Genomic DNA, 17,090 nt, shown 5'->3' with positions numbered 1-17,090 from the left:
GGATGTAGCTGTAGGCAAAAGAGTTTTGTAGGACATTATGGTATTTTTTGTATAAAAAACACTGTGATTACTCAGGAAATTATTAATGTTAATGCAATAACGGGTCATAATATCCATTCTGAAGAGCGCTCACCCAAATCAAGAGGGATGCTAACAGCTTTACCGAGGCGGGGGCGATCGCGTGTTTGGGCAATAAATGTTTGTACTTGCGTTGACCCTCCCAAGGCATGAAGATAATTAGCAATGCTGTCAAGATGCTCTTGGTATTCCGCCTCACTCAAGGGAAAAGAAGCTTGCTCCAGATATTTCCACATTACTTGCAAAAATATCTTTCCCTGTGCCCGCCGGAACTGGACATCATAAGAATATCCCCACTTATCAAGCAACATCTGACGTAATTCCTGTCCTGTCATAGCTTTTCTCAATCAGATTTTACATTTAGTTATGATGTTAAGTTCCGTGACTCCAGTATGATAAGGATATAAAGAAATGTAATGCTAACAGAAAAGATGCTTTTTATATCTTGGAACAAAGAAGTATGGCATCGTTGTGAGCGCTAGCATTTCGACTTAGACAAGAGTTCCTCAAGTACAGTACTTTTGTCAAAATGCTTAACAAAATACACAAAGAGCGCGTAGATTATGGCTCAATTTTCTGAATCAGCAGACGTGCCCGATATGGGTCGTCGTCAGTTCATGAATCTGCTCACTTTTGGGACTGTCACTGGAGTAGCTCTGGGTGCATTGTATCCCGTTGTCAACTACTTTATTCCACCGGCTGCTGGTGGTGCTGGTGGCGGTACAACGGCAAAAGATGAGTTAGGTAACAATGTTAGCGTCACCAAATTTCTAGAAAACCGGAATGCAGGCGATCGCAACCTAGTCCAAGGACTTAAGGGAGATCCTACCTATATTGTGGTAGACAGCAAAGAGGCGATCAAAGATTATGGCATTAACGCCATCTGCACCCACTTAGGTTGTGTCGTCCCCTGGAACGTTGCTGAGAACAAATTTAAATGTCCTTGTCATGGTTCCCAGTATGACGAAACTGGTAAGGTTGTTCGGGGCCCAGCACCACTGTCTTTGGCTTTAGCCCATACCAATGTAAGCGACGACAAAATCGTTTTGACCCCTTGGACTGAAACCGACTTCCGCACCGGTGATGCACCTTGGTGGAGTTAATAATTTTGTCCTTAGTTCTTAGTCATTCGTCCTTTGTTCAGGGCTTAATGACTAATGACTAATGACCAATGACTAATGACAAATTCAATCGTTGCCCTTATTAGAGATGAGAAATGTTTTCCGAACAGCGAGGTTAACTCGCAGTGCTAGAGCGATCGTAAAAACATTGCTCATAGCGATCGCCACTGTGACATTTTACTTCACCAGCGATCTAGCCCTTCCCCAATCAGCTGCCGCCTATCCTTTTTGGGCACAGCAAACCTATCCCGAAACCCCCCGCGAACCAACCGGGCGGATTGTTTGTGCCAACTGTCACCTAGCCGCCAAGCCAACAGAAGTGGAAGTTCCCCAATCAGTGCTACCTGACACTGTATTTAAAGCTGTGGTGAAAATCCCTTACGATCTGAGCGCCCAGCAGGTTGGTGCCGATGGTTCTAAGGTTGGCTTGAACGTCGGTGCTGTACTGATGCTACCTGAAGGCTTTAAGATTGCTCCCGAAGACCGGATTTCTGAGGAACTTAAAGAAGAAATTGGCGACACTGCCTTCCAACCCTACAGCGAAGACAAAGAAAATATCGTCATCGTCGGCCCTTTACCTGGTGAACAGTATCAGGAAATCATCTTCCCAGTTCTTTCTCCCAACCCCGCAACCGACAAAAACATCCACTTCGGTAAATATTCAGTTCACGTAGGTGGTAATCGGGGACGCGGACAAGTTTATCCAACTGGCGAAAAAAGTAACAATGGTGTTTACAACGCTTCTGCTACTGGCACAATTACCAAGATTGCTAAAGAGGAAGATGGAGATGGTAACGTCAAATACTTAGTTAACATCCAACCTGAATCTGGTGATGTTGTCGTTGATACAGTTCCTTTAGGGCCAGACCTGATTGTTTCCGAAGGGCAAGCAGTTAAGACTGGCGATGCTTTGACCAGCAACCCCAACGTTGGTGGATTTGGTCAAATAGATGCAGAAATCGTACTGCAAGATGCCTCTAGAGTCAAATGGATGATTGCGTTCACCGCTCTTGTAATGTTGGCTCAAGTTATGCTTGTGCTGAAGAAGAAGCAGGTTGAGAAAGTTCAAGCTGCTGAAATGAATTTCTAAATTCTTTGCTAAATCATTATTTTTAGGACAGGCATATTGCCTGTCTTTTTTAACGTTAATTACACGAAACTTAGAAATTTGGGACTTATAGAAATTGCTGTACGCCTACCAATGTATTTATATCATTATTAAAATGAAAGGCTATTAACTGCTAGTAAACTTTATGAACTCAATCATGGTTATTCATCCCTATAAGTTCGGCGAGATGTGGGTGTTTGACGATGGAAATGTAGGTCTAGTTAGAGAACCTTTCGTGGCAGGGGCAGACGAAATTATCGAAATAATGGTGACACAGATTCCAGATGCAGAGTCAGGGTTCAGTTTGGTATTTTCTGCATCTCCCTTTCCTGGCTATCAGATCAAGTTTGACTGGCGGCGTGAAGAATATGGAGGTAACTGGTATTACAGTGCAGATTTAGATCGGGAAGGATGGCTTTGCCCTGCTCTATTTAAGTATTTCGATGAGGCTCCCAAAGAGTTTTACGCTCAGTTCAAAGCAAAAATAAATCAATAATGTTGATGAAGATGAGGGTATTATGATGAGCCTTTTCCTTAACTTTTGATGAAAGATGCTATGCAGAACCTTTCTGAGCTAATTCCTTATACTCAAGAAATGAGCGATGAAATGGATAATTTACTAGATGATGTAGTTATAGACAAATGGCTGCATTTACTTGTAATAGATGACAGACTTTTTGATACCCAAAACTTGAAACGCACAGCAAATGATTAACAAACAAACTGCCGAGCATTATCTGTGGAGTAATAACTGTCATGGCTGGCATCTTGTTAAGCAACCATTGAGCGTGATTCAAGAACTTATGCTGCCAGGAACCTCAGAAGTCAGACACTATCACCAGCGCTCGCACCAGTTTTTCTTTATCTTATCTGGAAAGGCAACCTTAGAAATTGATGGTTCCCATCAAGTACTTTCTCAACATGAATGTGTAGAAATTCCGCCTCATGTTCCTCATCAGATGCTCAATGAAAGCGACTGTAATTTGGAATTTTTGGTGATTTCACAGCCCCCAAGTCATGGCGATCGCATTTTGAGCGATATTATTGAATCTAGCCCTAGTTGAGTTGAGGGATTTGCCCATGACAGCCTCAGTAGAGTACATCCCCGTTACGCCGATTGAGTACCCAGATGAGGATGGTAAGCCAATGGCTGAAGGTGATTTACAGCGTAAGTGTCTCGTATACGCTACCACTGTGCTGGAAATTTATTTCCGAAATCACCCAGATGTATACGTTGCTGGTAATCTATTTATTTACTACGAAAAAGGTTATCCAGAATCAGTTGTCGCACCAGATGTATTTGTGGTGTTTGGAGTAGAAAACCGTGACAGACGCTCTTATAAAACCTGGGAAGAAAATAATCAAACCCCAGATTTTGTTCTAGAGATTACCTCAAAAACCACCCGCAGCAAAGACCAAGGTGCAAAGAAAGGAATTTACGCCTTTCTGGGAGTACGTGAATATTTCCAATATGACCCCACAGGCGATTATCTCAATCCCCAACTCCAGGGTTTACACTTAATCGATGGGAATTATTTCCCAGTGGCAGCCAATACCCTGCCAGATGGTACAGTATCTCTACCCAGTGAAGTTTTGGGGTTAGAGTTACGCCTAGAAGCAGGAAAACTGCATTTTTACAATCCAGCGACTGGTGAAACGCTCCTAACTCATGAAGAGGAAGCAACCGCACGACAAGCCGCAGAAGAGAAAGCGCAAAGATTAGCTGCTAAACTTCGAGAATTGAATATTGATCCAGATAGTTTTTAAGGTGGGTAAATAACACTCACCCGATTCTTGCTTACTGAAGTTGGACAATAATCTTAAAGCTCTCCGTTAATCTTAGCCTGATGATTTCCATCTGGGCTTGCATATCAGCTTCAGTAACAGGCATAGGATACTTTGGAGAGTTAGGATCGCGTTTGCTCATCAGAAAACGTATAGCTTCTATATCTTCGCGGTTTTCCACGATATAAGCTCTCAACTCTGTAAAACTCATTTGCTCATAATTCGGGTTCATTGACAAACTCCCATTCGCCATTGGGATAAACAATAATTTGAACTTCATCTCCAGCCAGGATGTAAACCTGTTCGGTTTGATCGTCAAATCGAAATAAGCGGATGTCTTTATAGAAACCATTTGACATCTTAGGAAGGGTCTGCAAGCCTCTTAATCATTAGCCTGATGAAGCAGAGGTTGAGTTTGGTAGTGGCACCAGTCAGGGTTCGTTCAAAGTTCTTAACCAGAATTTTACAACGCTCCATCCAAGCATTGGAGCGCTCGATCACCCCGAAAGGCTACTGCCGGAACAAATCCACATTTTTCTTGTGCAGCTTTCTCTTGTTTTGAGGGTTTCGTAGAAAGTTGAAACTGGATTTTGGTCATGATCTCCGGGTAAATCTGCTCTAACTCCTGAGTCAAATATTCTGGGTGATACCCGTGGTCTAGTAGGATGGTGATCTTGGGAAGATCGAAAACCTCATAAGATGTCAAATGGGTTCTATAACGACGAGTTAAAACCTCCCACATCACACGCAGGAGTAATGTTAGTCTTGAGACTCCTCAGAGATAGTTTCCGATTCGGTTTCAAGTTCTTCTGTTTGGACTTTAACTGGAGGTTTAACGGGTTTTGGTCCACGCGCTAGGGCAGGATTCCCCTGCTGCCTGTTTTCATCTCCGTAAGATGCTTTTTTTCCTTTGTCAGAGGAGCGGTTACGGCTCGGTTTTGAGCTTTTGGGGTTGGATTCAATAGGAGTTATAGAATCCTTATTTTCGGAATTGTTGTCAGTATTTGCTTGGGACTGACGTTCCGATTTTTTGATTGGACGTTCTACCATTGTTGATTTTTGTAAATTTATCTGTATAGTACATTGGTTTGGTGACTGTCAAACCGTTAGGTAGCATTTTTTTAAATATTTTATCGAACAGAATTCAGGAGTCAGGAGTCAGAATTCATTCTGAATTCTGAGCGAAAAAACGGATGAATAATCGGCATTTTTGCACCCCACAAAACAAGAAAAATTGGTGGTGCAACAATTCAGTCACGGGTCTAAATCTCCGACTCCTGTTAGCGAATAGCTAGGTTGAGTCCATTCTGACTTCTGTTAGCGGATAGCTAAGGTTTAGCCCATTCTGACTCCTGATCCCTGAATTCTAATCAACAAAATCAGGTCGTGCCTTACCTGTTGATTTCAACTTTTGCTCTAAAACAGTCCAATTTTCTTGCTCAATTAAGTTAGTTAATTCATCGAGATTGTGACGATACTGTTGCAACGATCGCAGCAATGCTTGACGATTATACCGCGCCATCATCACTCCCAACTCTGGATTCCCACCACCTACACGGCTGGTATCCCGAAAACCTGAACTAGCTAACTTTTGGGCTAGTTCCAAAACATCGGGGTCAGTTTCACTCAAACAAGCTGCAATCAATGAGGAACTCACCATTACAGGTAAATGGGAAATCCAACTAACCGCACGGTCATGTTGCTCTGGTTGACAATAGTAGATATTAGCTCCTAGCGATCGCACAATTTCTTCTACAACCGCAATTGCATTAGTTGGCGTTGTAGCTATCGGTGTTAATACATAAGGTTTATCAACAAATAAATTCCGTTGTGCAGCTTCTATGCCACTATCTGTTCTTCCCGCCATTGGATGACCGCCGATAAAATTATCCCAAAGGGAAGAAATCGCTTTGACTATCTGTGCTTTTGCTGAACCCACGTCAGTCACGATGGTAGCTGTAGACAAATGAGCGATCATTTGCTCCAATTGGGGCACAATAAGCGCTAGAGGTGTACAAATAAATACAACCTCTGCGGCTGCTAACAGACTCAGATCAACTGATGCTTCATCAACACTGCCGATAGCAACTGCCTTTTGACAGGTAGATTCACGGCGACTGACTCCTAAGATATGATGTCCTTGCGATCGCAAATCAAAACCCAAAGATCCGCCGATCAATCCCAACCCTAAAATCCCAATATTCATTTTTAATTTTGACATTCCGTTTTTATGACTTTACCAACTATTAAAGTTGGCATCCAAGGGGTAGCATCGATGACTGTAGAGGAATTACTAGAAAAGTACGCAGCAGGAGTCTTAAACTTTAGTGGTATTGACCTAGCAGAAGCTAATCTAAGTGGGGTCAAACTCAGTGGCGTGAATCTTAGCGATGCTAATTTAAGTATAGTTAACCTCAGTGGCGCAAATCTGAGCGAAGCTAACTTGAGCAATGCCAAGCTGAATGTAGCCAGACTCAGTGGCGTGAATCTATCCAACGCCATCTTAAATAACGCTAGTCTCAACGTTGCTAATTTGATTCGAGCCGATCTCAGTCGCGCTCAACTTAAAGCAGCCTTATTGATTCGCGCTGAGTTAATTCGCGCTGACCTCAGTCGTGCTGATCTGTCGGAGGCTGACCTCACTAGTGCTGATTTACGAGAGGCGACACTCCGCCAAGCGAATCTCCGCCACGCTAACTTGAGTGAGAGTGTCTTGAGAGGCGCTTCCATGACGGGAGCAAATTTAGAGATGGCTAACTTAAATGCTAGTGACCTCAGTCGTTGCGATCTGAGTGGTGCAAATTTGCGAGATACTGAACTCAGACAAGCAAATCTTAGCCATGCCAACTTGAGCGGAGCAGATTTGAGCGGGGCGAACCTCCGGTGGGCAGATTTGAGCGGGGCGAACCTCCGGTGGGCAGATTTGAGCGGCGCAAAATTGAGCGGGGCTACTTTAATTGGCGCAGATTTAACCAATGCGAATTTAACGAATACAATTTTTATCCACGCCGATTTAACTCAGGCAAAATTAATTAGGGCGGAATGGATTGGTGCTGACTTAACTGGAGCAACATTAACTGGGGCCAAGCTTTACGCCACATCCAGGTTTGGTTTAAAAACCGAAGGTATGATTTGTGAATGGGTTGATCTTAGTCCAGCTGGCGATCGCTCCATTATTCAAAAGTTCCATTCCGAAGACTCACGAGACTTTTTTAACGAAACACCGCCCACAATCCGCATTATTGTTGATGCAGCCTTAGAACACGAAGCCAATTTTGCGATCGCAGGCGCTTACTATCAAATTGCTCAGGAATATCGCGTACTAAAACAACCGCCAAGCATCGAAAGTGGTCGTCGTCGAACAGTTTTCACATTTTATGTAGATAGCGACGAAGCATTATTTTCCACTGCTTACATTGTGATTCTTCCCTTTCTAAATGCGGCATCTACTCAAAAGAATATTTCCAGTGTCGTGGAAATGATTAATAGTGAAATTGTTGCAAATCAAGATTTAAAATTGCCAAAATTGCCCTTGATTGTGAAACAATTAAATATTCTTCTAGAGCAAGCTATGAGTCAGGCGGCAACAATTAAACACACGAAAAAAAATATTGAAGTAGCCACAAAGTTAAATTTTTGTAAAGCCCCAACTCAAATAGTTTTAACGAATTCTAGCGCCCACACATTGATTGTCCATGACCATCCCAACTTTGGGAAAAGATTTATTAATCGCTCTGCTCTTAATGCTTCAACTTATGATGATATATCTAATGAAGCAACAAAATACATATTACCTTCGTTAAGTATGTTAATAGATTTTGTCAAAGGATTTCATTATATTAGTCATTAGAAATGGGGAATGGGTAATGGGGAATGGGTAATGGGGAATGAGAATTAGTTATTAGACAAATGACAGATGACAAATGACTAATGACAAATAAAAAAATGGAGGAAAAAATGAGCAATCTCTTTAATAAAATGATCGGTCGAACTCGCTATGTAGTCTTTCGCCTATTTCTGCACTTGGGGGGAGGCGAGGTAGCGCCAATTTTGGGAGTATTAAATAGTGCTGGGCGAGATGCGATCGATGCCGATGGCGACTTAGAAGTTTTGGGAGAAGGATTGGTGGAAATTAGCCAAACTCTTCTACAATACGATGAATATTGGCTTTCTGCTGCCAACGAAGGCGACGTACTTTGGACTGAAGGCGAGGCGGGAGATTATGTTAATGAATTATTTACTGACTCTGCCGAAAGATATCTCAGTGAACCAGATTATAGTTCTGACTCTGGATTGAATGAACCTTTATCTATACCTGTAACTCGCAACGTCATTGTAATGATTACAGTAGCTTATGAAGGAGAAGTACCAGAGTTAGAAACCGATCTTTCTAACGTTCAGGCGCTCAAGGAAGGATTGAAAGCATTGATAAATTTGCATTATAAACATAGATTAAAGGCAATCCAAGTGCATTTCTCTCCAGCACAGTTAGGCGATGAACTCACTAGCGACCAACTGTTGCAATATTACCCAGAATTGATTCCTTTATAATGTGTTGGGTAGTCCGTACTTACTACTGACATCGAGAAATTGTTAAGCTCAGAGATAGGACAATAATCCAATGATCATGACCATAGTACGTAAATTTACAGCCGTTTTTTTAGCTCTGAGTTTGTGTGTCACAACTGTCGGTTGTGGTGGGGGAAACGAAACTACTCCTTCCGCTAAGAACGTTAGCCAAAGCTCTACTAACACAAAGCTAAGTGATGGGGAGTATAAAATACAGCAAGCTACTTATGACGATGCAACTGGTGAGTATAGCTTGTTTTTACTTAACAATAATCCCCCAACCTTTGCAACCGAAAATTTGCAAATGGCACGCTTAACTGATGATGAAATTAAGCAGGGTAAGAAGACCTATCTGAAGGTAGAAAAAGGACAACCGATTTTATATCTAACGGAAGACTTTAAAATAGATTACGTCCATAACGTTACCGAGAATAAAACCAATCCCCAAACAGGACAACAAGAGACGGTTGTAGTCCGTCGAGAAAATAGCTTCTGGGCACCATTTGCTGGGTCTGTGGCTGGTAGCTTGGCGGGACAGGCAATTGGTAGTATGTTGTTTAGACCCCAGTATTATGTACCCCCTGCCTATTACCCAGGACAAGGATTAAGTGGCTTCGGTGGATATGGTGGAAGCTATGGCCAAGCAGTCCAAAACTACCAAAGTCGCTATAATGCACCACCCGCAGCCGTGACAAACCGGACTGCATTCCGCAATACAGGGACGATTAGAAGGTCATATCCTGGAAATACAAATATACGCAATACACCGCGTAGCACTACAGGTAATAACCGTCCTTCTGGTTCTGGTTTTGGTGGTAGTACGTTGCGACCCTCTGGTAATTCCAGCACTACCAGACGCAATTCTGGCAGTGGTTTTGGTAGTGGACGTAGTACAGCACCCCGTCGCTCAAGTGGTTTTGGCAGCAGACGACGTTAGGAAATTTTCAATTGAATAAGTAGACTGCCTAAGAAGTTAAAGTAATGTATTGCATAAAGAAGCCGGAGGGTCACAAGTCAATCCTCCGGCTTCTCTTTATATCTATGCAATTTGTGATCAGAAATTATGAATTATTCGGTCAAATAATATGAAATACTAAATATAAATATTGCTAAGAGAACAGGAATCATTTTATTAAAGTCTATTTGCTTTTTTTGAAATATTTCTAAACAAGACATCGGAATCATCAGGGGCCAGAAGATAGTTGTTACCACAAACATCACAACCGATAAAAATTTATCTTCTGGAGTGGAAGCAGGATGACGTAAAGCAAATATTAACCAATTGATTAAAAAATAACATGTCATTAACAGATAACCAATAGTTAAAGTCAGTTGTATCTGATTCACCGTAAGTACTCCTGAAGTTATGTGAGCTTCACCAAACATCATCCGTACAAAGTTATAACATATTTGGTTTTCTTCCTTGCTATGGAAAACCATAGTATCTTTATATACTAAATAAGTAACATTTTTGTTATGTCAAACTTCTCTTGCTGTTTGTAGAGCCTCATTAACCCTCTTTGAAGAAACTTTTTAAATTTTGGATGATGAATATTTATATAGCACGATCCAAAATTTAAAATTTGGTTAGCTATGAGAGGCTATTTATAAAGTAAATCTAAAGGGGACTAATCAAATGAAATGATAACGATAAGATACTTTTGAGACAGTGCATTTACGTAGCGTTCAATGACTCGAAAGGTTTATTCTACCGACCTGAGTGACTCAGAATGGGCTATTCTAGCTCCCTTAATCCCACCAGCTAAATCTGGGGGACATCCAAGGACTACTGATATGAGAGAAGTATGCAACGCAATATACTATCAGTTGAAAACGGGATGTCAATGGGACATGCTACCAGGAGACTTTCCACCAAGTTCAACGGTTTACAGCTATTATCGCAAATGGCAAAAATACGGTATTTGGGAAGAATTAAACCATACACTACGTGACAAACTAAGGGAGAAACTAGGTAGGTCAACACAACCAACAGCGATCGCGGCAGATAGTCAGTCGGTAAAAACGACTGAAAAAAGGGGGATGTGTACGGCTTTGATGGTGGAAAGCGCGAGTTTTGGGAAGAAAACGGCAAACAATAGTTGATAGCCTAGGACTATTGCTCAAAGTGGTTGTGAGTGAGGGTAATGCTGGTGAGAGAGTGCTTGCAGCGTATGCTTTGATGGAACTGCTGGAGGAGCGACCAGAGTTATTAGAAAAAGTTGAAGTCATCTGGGTTGACTCAGGCTATGACGGTGATAAGTTTGCGCTGGCTGTTTGGTTGATGATTCAAGCTCATGTTGAAGTCATGCGCCGTACTAATAAAGAGTTTGAAGTTTTACCCAAGCGTTGGGTAGTAGAAAGAACATGATTGCTGGTTTAACCAATACCATCGTTTGAGTAAAGATTATGAACGTCTGACTGAAATGAGTGAAGCTGCCATATATGCCGTTATGACTCGAATTATGCTACGTCGTCTAGCCATTTAAAGATTTACTTTATAAATGGTCTCTGAGAGTAATAATTAAGCAGTTTTAAAAAATCGAATAATTTCGCGGACATGATCGAGAAATTGCCCGTCGGTGGAAAGTTGCGCGATCGCAGTTCGTGCTTCTCTTGCCAAACGCTCATGTTCAGTTTGATTTGTCGCCCGTAATTCCTCAAAATTAGCTGCAATCCGAGCTAAATCTCTGCGAGTCTCTTCGGCGAAGCGTTGTTGAGTTGCGGGTAAGGAATAGGGTTGTTCTGGGTTGAGTTGATCTTCCAACAACTGAATTTTTTGCTCCAATATCGAGAAGCGATCGCGCAGTTCAAAAATATCTTCGCGTGGATACTTCCATTCTTGGCGAATCATCGCTAATCGCGCATATAAATACTCATAAGCGCGAATAGCTGGACGCAGAATCGTTAATAACAAAGCTGCACCAGAGCTTATATATCCCACCGTACTAATGCCAGTGGCAGCAAGGGTATAAAGACCAACGGCTGAAAATAAGTGTAAAGCAATGGCAACCCAGAGCGATCGCTTCGCCAACAATGTGACATACTTCACTTGTTTCTGATCGACTGGAATTCCTTTTTCAGTTGATTGTGCTGCTTCTGCTAAAACTTCTTTGGCTTGAAAATGTACATTCCACGGTACGGTAACAATCACCAACAGCCACCAAAAACTTGCACCACCAATCACCCAATCAAGAAAGTTACCAGCAGGGATGTGCAACCATTGTAGTAAGCCAAAAGCTGTTAGCACCACAATTACAATTCCAGCAATGGAGCTGATGAAAAAGTTAATATACATCTTGCCCTGTCTCCGGTGAAACTATACATCGATCATGACTGTAACCCAGCAGTTATACGTAAAATATTGTGATGGTTTTTCTGTTTGCACACACCAACTTTTCGATGAGATAGCTACGCCAATTAGGTTGAGTATCTTTACTACCTTTTTGTGTAAAGTAGCAACAGACATGATTGTGATGGTTTTTCTAGTTGCACATATATAAATAAAATAAACCACTGCTTAGAAACAAAGAAGTGAGAAATAATGAAATACTGCTTTGTAGAGTTTCAAGTAGATGATTCCAAAAGATTCAATGCTCTTTGTAAAGTTTTCAACGAAATTAAAAAAGATAAAGACAATAATTCTTGGCGTAATGAAGAAGATTGGCTAATTTTTTTTGACCGCAAAGCATTATCACATTTTTGGTGGACTAGCGAAGAGCTAGTCAATGGCTCCTAAAACTCATTATATCCAGTATTTTTTATCGGTTTTCTCTCAATCTACTAATTAGGTTGAGAGAAACATGAGAGATACTTCTAACCATTTCACAGCAAGCAATTTAGGCAATCACTTAATCGGGTATGAACGCTTATTAGCACTTTTTAAAGAAATACAGAAGCAAACACCAAAGGGTGTAGGACTCAAACGAGAGGTCAAAACATCTGGTACATACATACTATTGCAATTCAAGCTAGGTGATAAACGTACTGCAAAAGCCTGTAACTGCGACTTTACAGAGATTGGCATCGTTAAAGCATTAGACAAAGCTAAACAAGTCAGTGAAGCATTAGGACGGTTTAGCAGTGAATCAGCGTTTTGGATTTGGTACGATGAGGTAATTCTTGAAAAGAACGTAGTCAAGAATGACCTCATTATTTTTGAAGAAGCAATTAGACAGGTAGAAAATTATTACTGGAATAGTTACAACGGCAAAAAACAGAAGCGAGATAGAAATAATCCATCACATCAAACTTGTTGGTATGACAGGTATGGTAGATTTTATAAATCTTTACCGTTAGAAAAAATAGTTAATGTTTCCGATGTCATGGTAGTAATTGACAGTAAAGAACGGGGTACTAAAAATTTTAAAATGTGCGTTCGCGCCATGAAAAAATTAGCAGAAGTCAACGTTTCTACCTCAATATATAATGATTTGAGCAAAATTGATTTAAGACAAATTAAATTTAGAGATGACCTACAAAATATTTCGCTTGATGATTTTTTAAGTATGAGACTACAAGTATTAGATATTCCAGAAGAAGATAAACGCTATGACATAGAATCTCGTAAATCCTGGCTATTTGTATTTTCAATGCAAGTAGTGTATGGCTTCAGAATTAGTGAGGTTTTTGCAGTTAAAAATATTGATAGCTCATTCCAAACTAAAGACGGTGTAACCATACCTGCATTGAACGACCCTAACAACAAAGATATGGTCGCAGTTGTAGGTAGTGAGACTTTGTTGGGTACTACCACAAAAACAGGATACAGGTTAGCAGTACCACTCATTCCACCTACTCATCCTAATTTGATTGAAGAACTACAGATAAAAACAGGTAAGTTACCACAGGTTACTCTGATAACTGATAATCCTATATCAATACGTCATAAGTACACCAAGACAGCTAGACAAAAATTGTGTAATTGGATAAAAGATACTAGGTTTACTCAAACCCATGCCTTACGTCACTTAGCCAATCTTAACGGGATGATGGCAGGGATACCGTTAGAAAAAAGAGCAATGTCACTAGGACATTCACCCGCTATGAATGACACTGTGTACAAAAGGAGACAAACAACTAAAACTACACTAGATTTACTTACACAGTCTACTAACCAAGCTATTCCGCTACAGTCAGCAGTTGCTATAGCTCAAAAATTAGGATGTACTGATGAGAAGTCAATCAAATTACTGGCAGCTATTTATAATGTGCATGAGGATGAAATCAGAATAAAATAACCGTCAATTCTTTCAAGATAAAATAACCGCCCAGGGTAAGCTCATCTAATTTGATATAAAGAGAACTTGACAAATCAAAGAAGATCAGCATAAACGACTCTGTAAAAAATGGACTTGACAACTGAGCAAGATCAATGAGATGAATTCAATTGCTCGATTGAAAATCGCCTGGAGTCAATTTGATGTCAGAAGGCTTTGAAATTAAATCTGCTGATACTCTAGAAAATTCTCCTCATCAGCGAAAGCCAGCAGAAGTGGCAGATATCGTCCGTATTCAACAGAATCTAGTGGAGCATTTTGCTCTTATTAAAGACCCAAGAGTAGAGCGAACCAAAAAACATCAACTTAGGGACATTTTAGTAATTGCAATTCTGGCAGTCATAACAGGAGCGCAGGGATGGGAAGATATCGAGAATTACGGCATAAGTAAGCGACAGTGGTTAGAAGAATTTTTGGCATTACCAAATGGAATTCCCTCCGATAGCGTAGCGTTAGCGAGTCTTCGAGCGTCTGATACCTTCCGACGAGTGTTTGAGTTCATTAACCCAGAAGAATTGAATCGTTGTTTTCTAAGATGGATAGAAACCCTGGTGACAAAGATGGGAGGAGAGATAATCCCCATAGATGGAAAGACAATTAGGGGTTCTTACGACCGCAATCAAGGGAAATCAGCACTGCACGTAATTAGTGCTTGGGCAAGCGAACAAAATTTGGTGTTGGCACAGATGAAAGTGGAAGATAAATCTAATGAAATTACTGCTATTCCCGCATTACTAGAATTACTAGATATCACAGGAGCTATCATCACCATTGATGCAATGGGGACACAAACAGAAATTGCCAAAAAGATTATTGATAAGAAAGCAGATTATGTTCTGGCACTTAAGGCTAATCACCCGACTCTCTACCGTCAGGTAGAACAATGGTTTGAACAAGCTTCTGCACAGGATTTTCAAGGTATTGATGTCAGTTATGAGCAACGCATTGAGAAAGGACATTATCGCACGGAAATCCGTCAAGTTTGGTCTGTTCCAGTTTCTGCCATTGGTGAACTTTACCAGCCCCGACTATGGGCAGGACTTCAAAGTGTGGTTATGGTTGTCCGAGTGCGTCGTCTTTGGAATCAAACTACTCGTGAAATTCAGTTTTATCTGACTTCTTTACATAGTGACGCTCAACTTTTAGGTCGAGCTATCCGAAAACATTGGGGTATTGAAAACCAGGCTCACTGGACACTTGATTGTACTTTTGCAGAAGATTCTTGCCGCATTCGCTCTTTCCATAGTCCGCGTAATTTTGCCCTTTTACGACGCATTGCTCTCAATGCCCTTAATCGCGAACATACTTACAAACGTAGTCTTCGTCAAAAAATGAAGCGCACGGCTATGGACAACGATTATATGATTCGCGTTCTCAGTTTTTGTTTTCTTGACTCTACATTAAATTCCTCTGAATCCTTCTGTCAAGCCTGATTGAGATGCTCTTACCCTGCTATGTATATCAAGCCTTTGGGGCTTTTTAGTGTAGGATGTAGACCTCACCCCTCACTTCGCTCTCTATAAAAGTTGACATGACAATGAGATACAGTTGCTTTTTGAATGTCATCTCATCTTATGAACATCTAATTTCTTAAAAAGGTCTACACGTCTACACTAAAGTAGTTAAAACGTCAGAAATGTTGAATGCTGATACAAAACTTTACATTATTAGTTACACTAAGTCTCAAAAGCTTAAATTAGTCAGCAAAACATCATCTCCTCAAACCAATGAACATAGCTGATTTTCTGACACATACAAGATTGAAGATAGCGGAATTTATCTAATAGTGTATGTCCCCATTGTTCGGGAATAGATAAAAGCTGTAAAATCAGATAGGCTATCAAGCTCACGTAAATTTGTATGGTAATACCATTGACGTTTTTGGTAATGAGTTTGTCAAGTTTTAAGTGCATCTTTAAAAACTTCCACAACAATTCAACTCCCCAACGTAATCGATAAATATCCCTAATTTCATCATCATGAACAGCTGCATCTCCCGACTCTGGTAAATTAGTCACTAAGCGAAACTCGGTTTTTGTCTCTAAATCACAGAAATTAATTACTCTATAAGCTTGAGCATCATCAGATGCACCAACTTTGACCAATCCATTTGAGCCATCAAATTCTAGTTTCCAATTGTTTTTTATCCGCAAAACAAAATATTTGTTTTCTTGTACTAATTCTTGGATAAATTTTAATCCAGCAAAACCCCTATCCATTACTCCAACAGCATTTATTGGGAGACTAGACATCATTTTGGAACCAAATTTATAATCATGGTCATGTCCAAAATTGATGAAGTTATCTTCTGGGCTTCCTGTGGAGAGATTTAAGGAACTAAACAGCTTGACTTGATGATGACCTAGTACCCATAACAATTTACTTGTGAGAGTAATAATTGTTGAATCTATTGGACAAATTGCATATTTATTGTGTAACTTTTTTTGAACTTCCTTCTGTACTAATTCATTTAATTTTTGGTAAATCTCTTGAAAAGGTTTTTGGCTTCGATGTAAATTTGCTTTAGAGAAAGTAGAAATATCTACCTCAAAACAATTGTTATTTAATCTGTTAAACAAATCTCGCATACTTGTTAAGCTGTTATCCAGGGCATAGGATAGCCAGCACTCAAAAAACAGACGACTGTTCAATACTGGATAATCGTTTTTTGGCAGGCTTTTCAGTATATCTTTGACAATTTTGGGAAATGAATTTATAATCACAATCAAACTAATATATTTTAAGCCTTAGCCCAAAACTACCATATTTTGGGCTATTTTTATCGGATTTTTCTTAACATTCAACACTTCTGGGTAAAGTCACAGTATAGAAGAAGTTAGAACCTACAGCTATCATTACATCAACTACACCTAACTGTATTAACTTCTTACGGATTTCTAATTCAGAGCCTCTAGCATCACTACCAGAGTTAGCCATAACAAACCCTGCTCTACCTGTTTCATTTAAAGCACTGTAGAATAAATGAATCCAGATATAATTAGCATTATCTACCTTTGGTAATCCAAATTCTTTAAAGCGGATATCACCCTTCATTTTCTCTTTATCCACCTTGTCAACATTAAAAGGTGGATTAGCCATAACAAAATCAAATTGACCTATATTTATATTGGCGTGGTTAAGTTCATAATAAGT

At 40.3% G+C, this 17,090-nt stretch carries 20 protein-coding genes and 2 pseudogenes; 13 read left to right on the top strand and 9 right to left on the bottom strand.

What is annotated here, in order from left to right; translation table 11 throughout:
- Positions 1-104 precede the first annotated feature (104 nt).
- Positions 105-413 carry a DUF3067 family protein gene (locus tag FBB35_RS11485; protein WP_012406962.1) on the bottom strand — a complete coding sequence of 103 codons (309 nt, stop codon included), beginning with the start codon at positions 411-413 and terminating at the stop codon, positions 105-107.
- 228 nt (positions 414-641) lie between these two features.
- Here FBB35_RS11485 and petC point away from each other — a divergent pair, with 228 nt between their 5' ends.
- From petC to FBB35_RS11455, 6 genes are all read left to right on the top strand, one after another.
- A complete protein-coding gene (gene petC, locus FBB35_RS11480) occupies positions 642-1,181 on the top strand; it encodes a cytochrome b6-f complex iron-sulfur subunit (RefSeq protein WP_174709731.1) in 540 nt (179 codons plus the stop codon).
- A gap of 106 nt (positions 1,182-1,287) precedes the next feature.
- Entirely contained in the window at positions 1,288-2,289 is a 1,002-nt protein-coding gene (gene petA / locus FBB35_RS11475; protein WP_174709730.1) for a cytochrome f, read from the top strand.
- A gap of 175 nt (positions 2,290-2,464) precedes the next feature.
- On the top strand, positions 2,465-2,803 hold the full coding sequence (locus tag FBB35_RS11470; protein WP_254625916.1) for a DUF6717 family protein: 339 nt from the start codon (positions 2,465-2,467) through the stop codon (positions 2,801-2,803).
- A gap of 60 nt (positions 2,804-2,863) precedes the next feature.
- Positions 2,864-3,022 carry a hypothetical protein gene (locus FBB35_RS11465; RefSeq protein WP_174707960.1) on the top strand — a complete coding sequence of 53 codons (159 nt, stop codon included), beginning with the start codon at positions 2,864-2,866 and terminating at the stop codon, positions 3,020-3,022.
- Positions 3,015-3,371, top strand: a complete 357-nt coding sequence (locus tag FBB35_RS11460; RefSeq protein WP_174709728.1) for a cupin domain-containing protein — start codon at positions 3,015-3,017, stop codon at positions 3,369-3,371. The genes FBB35_RS11465 and FBB35_RS11460 overlap by 8 nt, the downstream gene beginning before the upstream one ends.
- A gap of 16 nt (positions 3,372-3,387) precedes the next feature.
- Complete coding sequence (locus FBB35_RS11455; protein ID WP_174709727.1) at positions 3,388-4,074, top strand: Uma2 family endonuclease; 687 nt, start codon at positions 3,388-3,390, stop codon at positions 4,072-4,074.
- A gap of 31 nt (positions 4,075-4,105) precedes the next feature.
- Here the strand turns inward: FBB35_RS11455 and FBB35_RS11450 are convergent, their stop codons facing one another.
- From FBB35_RS11450 to FBB35_RS11430, 5 genes are all read right to left on the bottom strand, one after another.
- Entirely contained in the window at positions 4,106-4,324 is a 219-nt protein-coding gene (locus tag FBB35_RS11450) for a hypothetical protein (protein ID WP_174709726.1), read from the bottom strand.
- Positions 4,308-4,451, bottom strand: a complete 144-nt coding sequence (locus tag FBB35_RS11445; protein WP_174709725.1) for a hypothetical protein — start codon at positions 4,449-4,451, stop codon at positions 4,308-4,310. Before FBB35_RS11445 ends, FBB35_RS11450 begins: the two co-directional genes overlap by 17 nt.
- 104 nt (positions 4,452-4,555) lie before the next feature.
- Positions 4,556-4,834, bottom strand: coding sequence for a hypothetical protein (locus tag FBB35_RS11440; protein ID WP_254625915.1), 279 nt, complete (start codon positions 4,832-4,834; stop codon positions 4,556-4,558).
- Positions 4,835-4,851: 17 nt separating this feature from the next.
- A complete protein-coding gene (locus tag FBB35_RS11435) occupies positions 4,852-5,142 on the bottom strand; it encodes a hypothetical protein (RefSeq protein WP_174709724.1) in 291 nt (96 codons plus the stop codon).
- Between the two features lie 316 nt (positions 5,143-5,458).
- The gene (locus tag FBB35_RS11430) at positions 5,459-6,298 is read right to left on the bottom strand and encodes a prephenate/arogenate dehydrogenase (RefSeq protein WP_174713612.1); all 840 of its coding nucleotides are present in this window, start codon (positions 6,296-6,298) and stop codon (positions 5,459-5,461) included.
- Between the two features lie 69 nt (positions 6,299-6,367).
- Here FBB35_RS11430 and FBB35_RS11425 point away from each other — a divergent pair, with 69 nt between their 5' ends.
- The 4 genes and pseudogenes from FBB35_RS11425 (at position 6,368) to FBB35_RS11410 (ending at position 11,147) form a co-directional block, all read left to right on the top strand.
- Positions 6,368-7,942 carry a pentapeptide repeat-containing protein gene (locus tag FBB35_RS11425; protein ID WP_174713611.1) on the top strand — a complete coding sequence of 525 codons (1,575 nt, stop codon included), beginning with the start codon at positions 6,368-6,370 and terminating at the stop codon, positions 7,940-7,942.
- Between the two features lie 107 nt (positions 7,943-8,049).
- Positions 8,050-8,643, top strand: coding sequence for a DUF1517 domain-containing protein (locus tag FBB35_RS11420; protein WP_174713610.1), 594 nt, complete (start codon positions 8,050-8,052; stop codon positions 8,641-8,643).
- A gap of 70 nt (positions 8,644-8,713) precedes the next feature.
- A complete protein-coding gene (locus FBB35_RS11415) occupies positions 8,714-9,598 on the top strand; it encodes a hypothetical protein (RefSeq protein WP_174709723.1) in 885 nt (294 codons plus the stop codon).
- A gap of 752 nt (positions 9,599-10,350) precedes the next feature.
- Positions 10,351-11,147, top strand: a pseudogene (locus FBB35_RS11410) (IS5 family transposase).
- A 35-nt stretch (positions 11,148-11,182) separates the two neighbouring features.
- Here the strand turns inward: FBB35_RS11410 and FBB35_RS11405 are convergent.
- Complete coding sequence (locus tag FBB35_RS11405; RefSeq protein ID WP_174709722.1) at positions 11,183-11,956, bottom strand: hypothetical protein; 774 nt, start codon at positions 11,954-11,956, stop codon at positions 11,183-11,185.
- A 246-nt stretch (positions 11,957-12,202) separates the two neighbouring features.
- On the opposite strand from FBB35_RS11405, the gene FBB35_RS11400 reads away from it, so the two are divergent.
- The 3 genes from FBB35_RS11400 (at position 12,203) to FBB35_RS11390 (ending at position 15,370) form a co-directional block, all read left to right on the top strand.
- On the top strand, positions 12,203-12,397 hold the full coding sequence (locus FBB35_RS11400) for a hypothetical protein (RefSeq protein ID WP_174709721.1): 195 nt from the start codon (positions 12,203-12,205) through the stop codon (positions 12,395-12,397).
- Between the two features lie 64 nt (positions 12,398-12,461).
- Positions 12,462-13,898, top strand: coding sequence for a hypothetical protein (locus FBB35_RS11395; protein ID WP_174709720.1), 1,437 nt, complete (start codon positions 12,462-12,464; stop codon positions 13,896-13,898).
- A 182-nt stretch (positions 13,899-14,080) separates the two neighbouring features.
- Entirely contained in the window at positions 14,081-15,370 is a 1,290-nt protein-coding gene (locus FBB35_RS11390) for an ISAs1 family transposase (RefSeq protein WP_174709719.1), read from the top strand.
- A 267-nt stretch (positions 15,371-15,637) separates the two neighbouring features.
- Here the strand turns inward: FBB35_RS11390 and FBB35_RS11385 are convergent, their stop codons facing one another.
- Entirely contained in the window at positions 15,638-16,660 is a 1,023-nt protein-coding gene (locus tag FBB35_RS11385) for an IS4 family transposase (protein ID WP_174708017.1), read from the bottom strand.
- Between the two features lie 70 nt (positions 16,661-16,730).
- Positions 16,731-17,087: pseudogene (locus tag FBB35_RS11380) on the bottom strand (class I SAM-dependent DNA methyltransferase); the annotation flags it as partial.
- Between the last annotated feature and the right edge of the window lie 3 nt (positions 17,088-17,090).

Origin of the sequence: Nostoc sp. TCL240-02 (assembly GCF_013343235.1) — a bacterium.
Classification (GTDB): Bacteria; Cyanobacteriota; Cyanobacteriia; order Cyanobacteriales; family Nostocaceae; genus Nostoc.
Note: the sequence above shows the minus strand (reverse complement) of the source record. Positions and strands in the feature narration are given on the sequence as shown.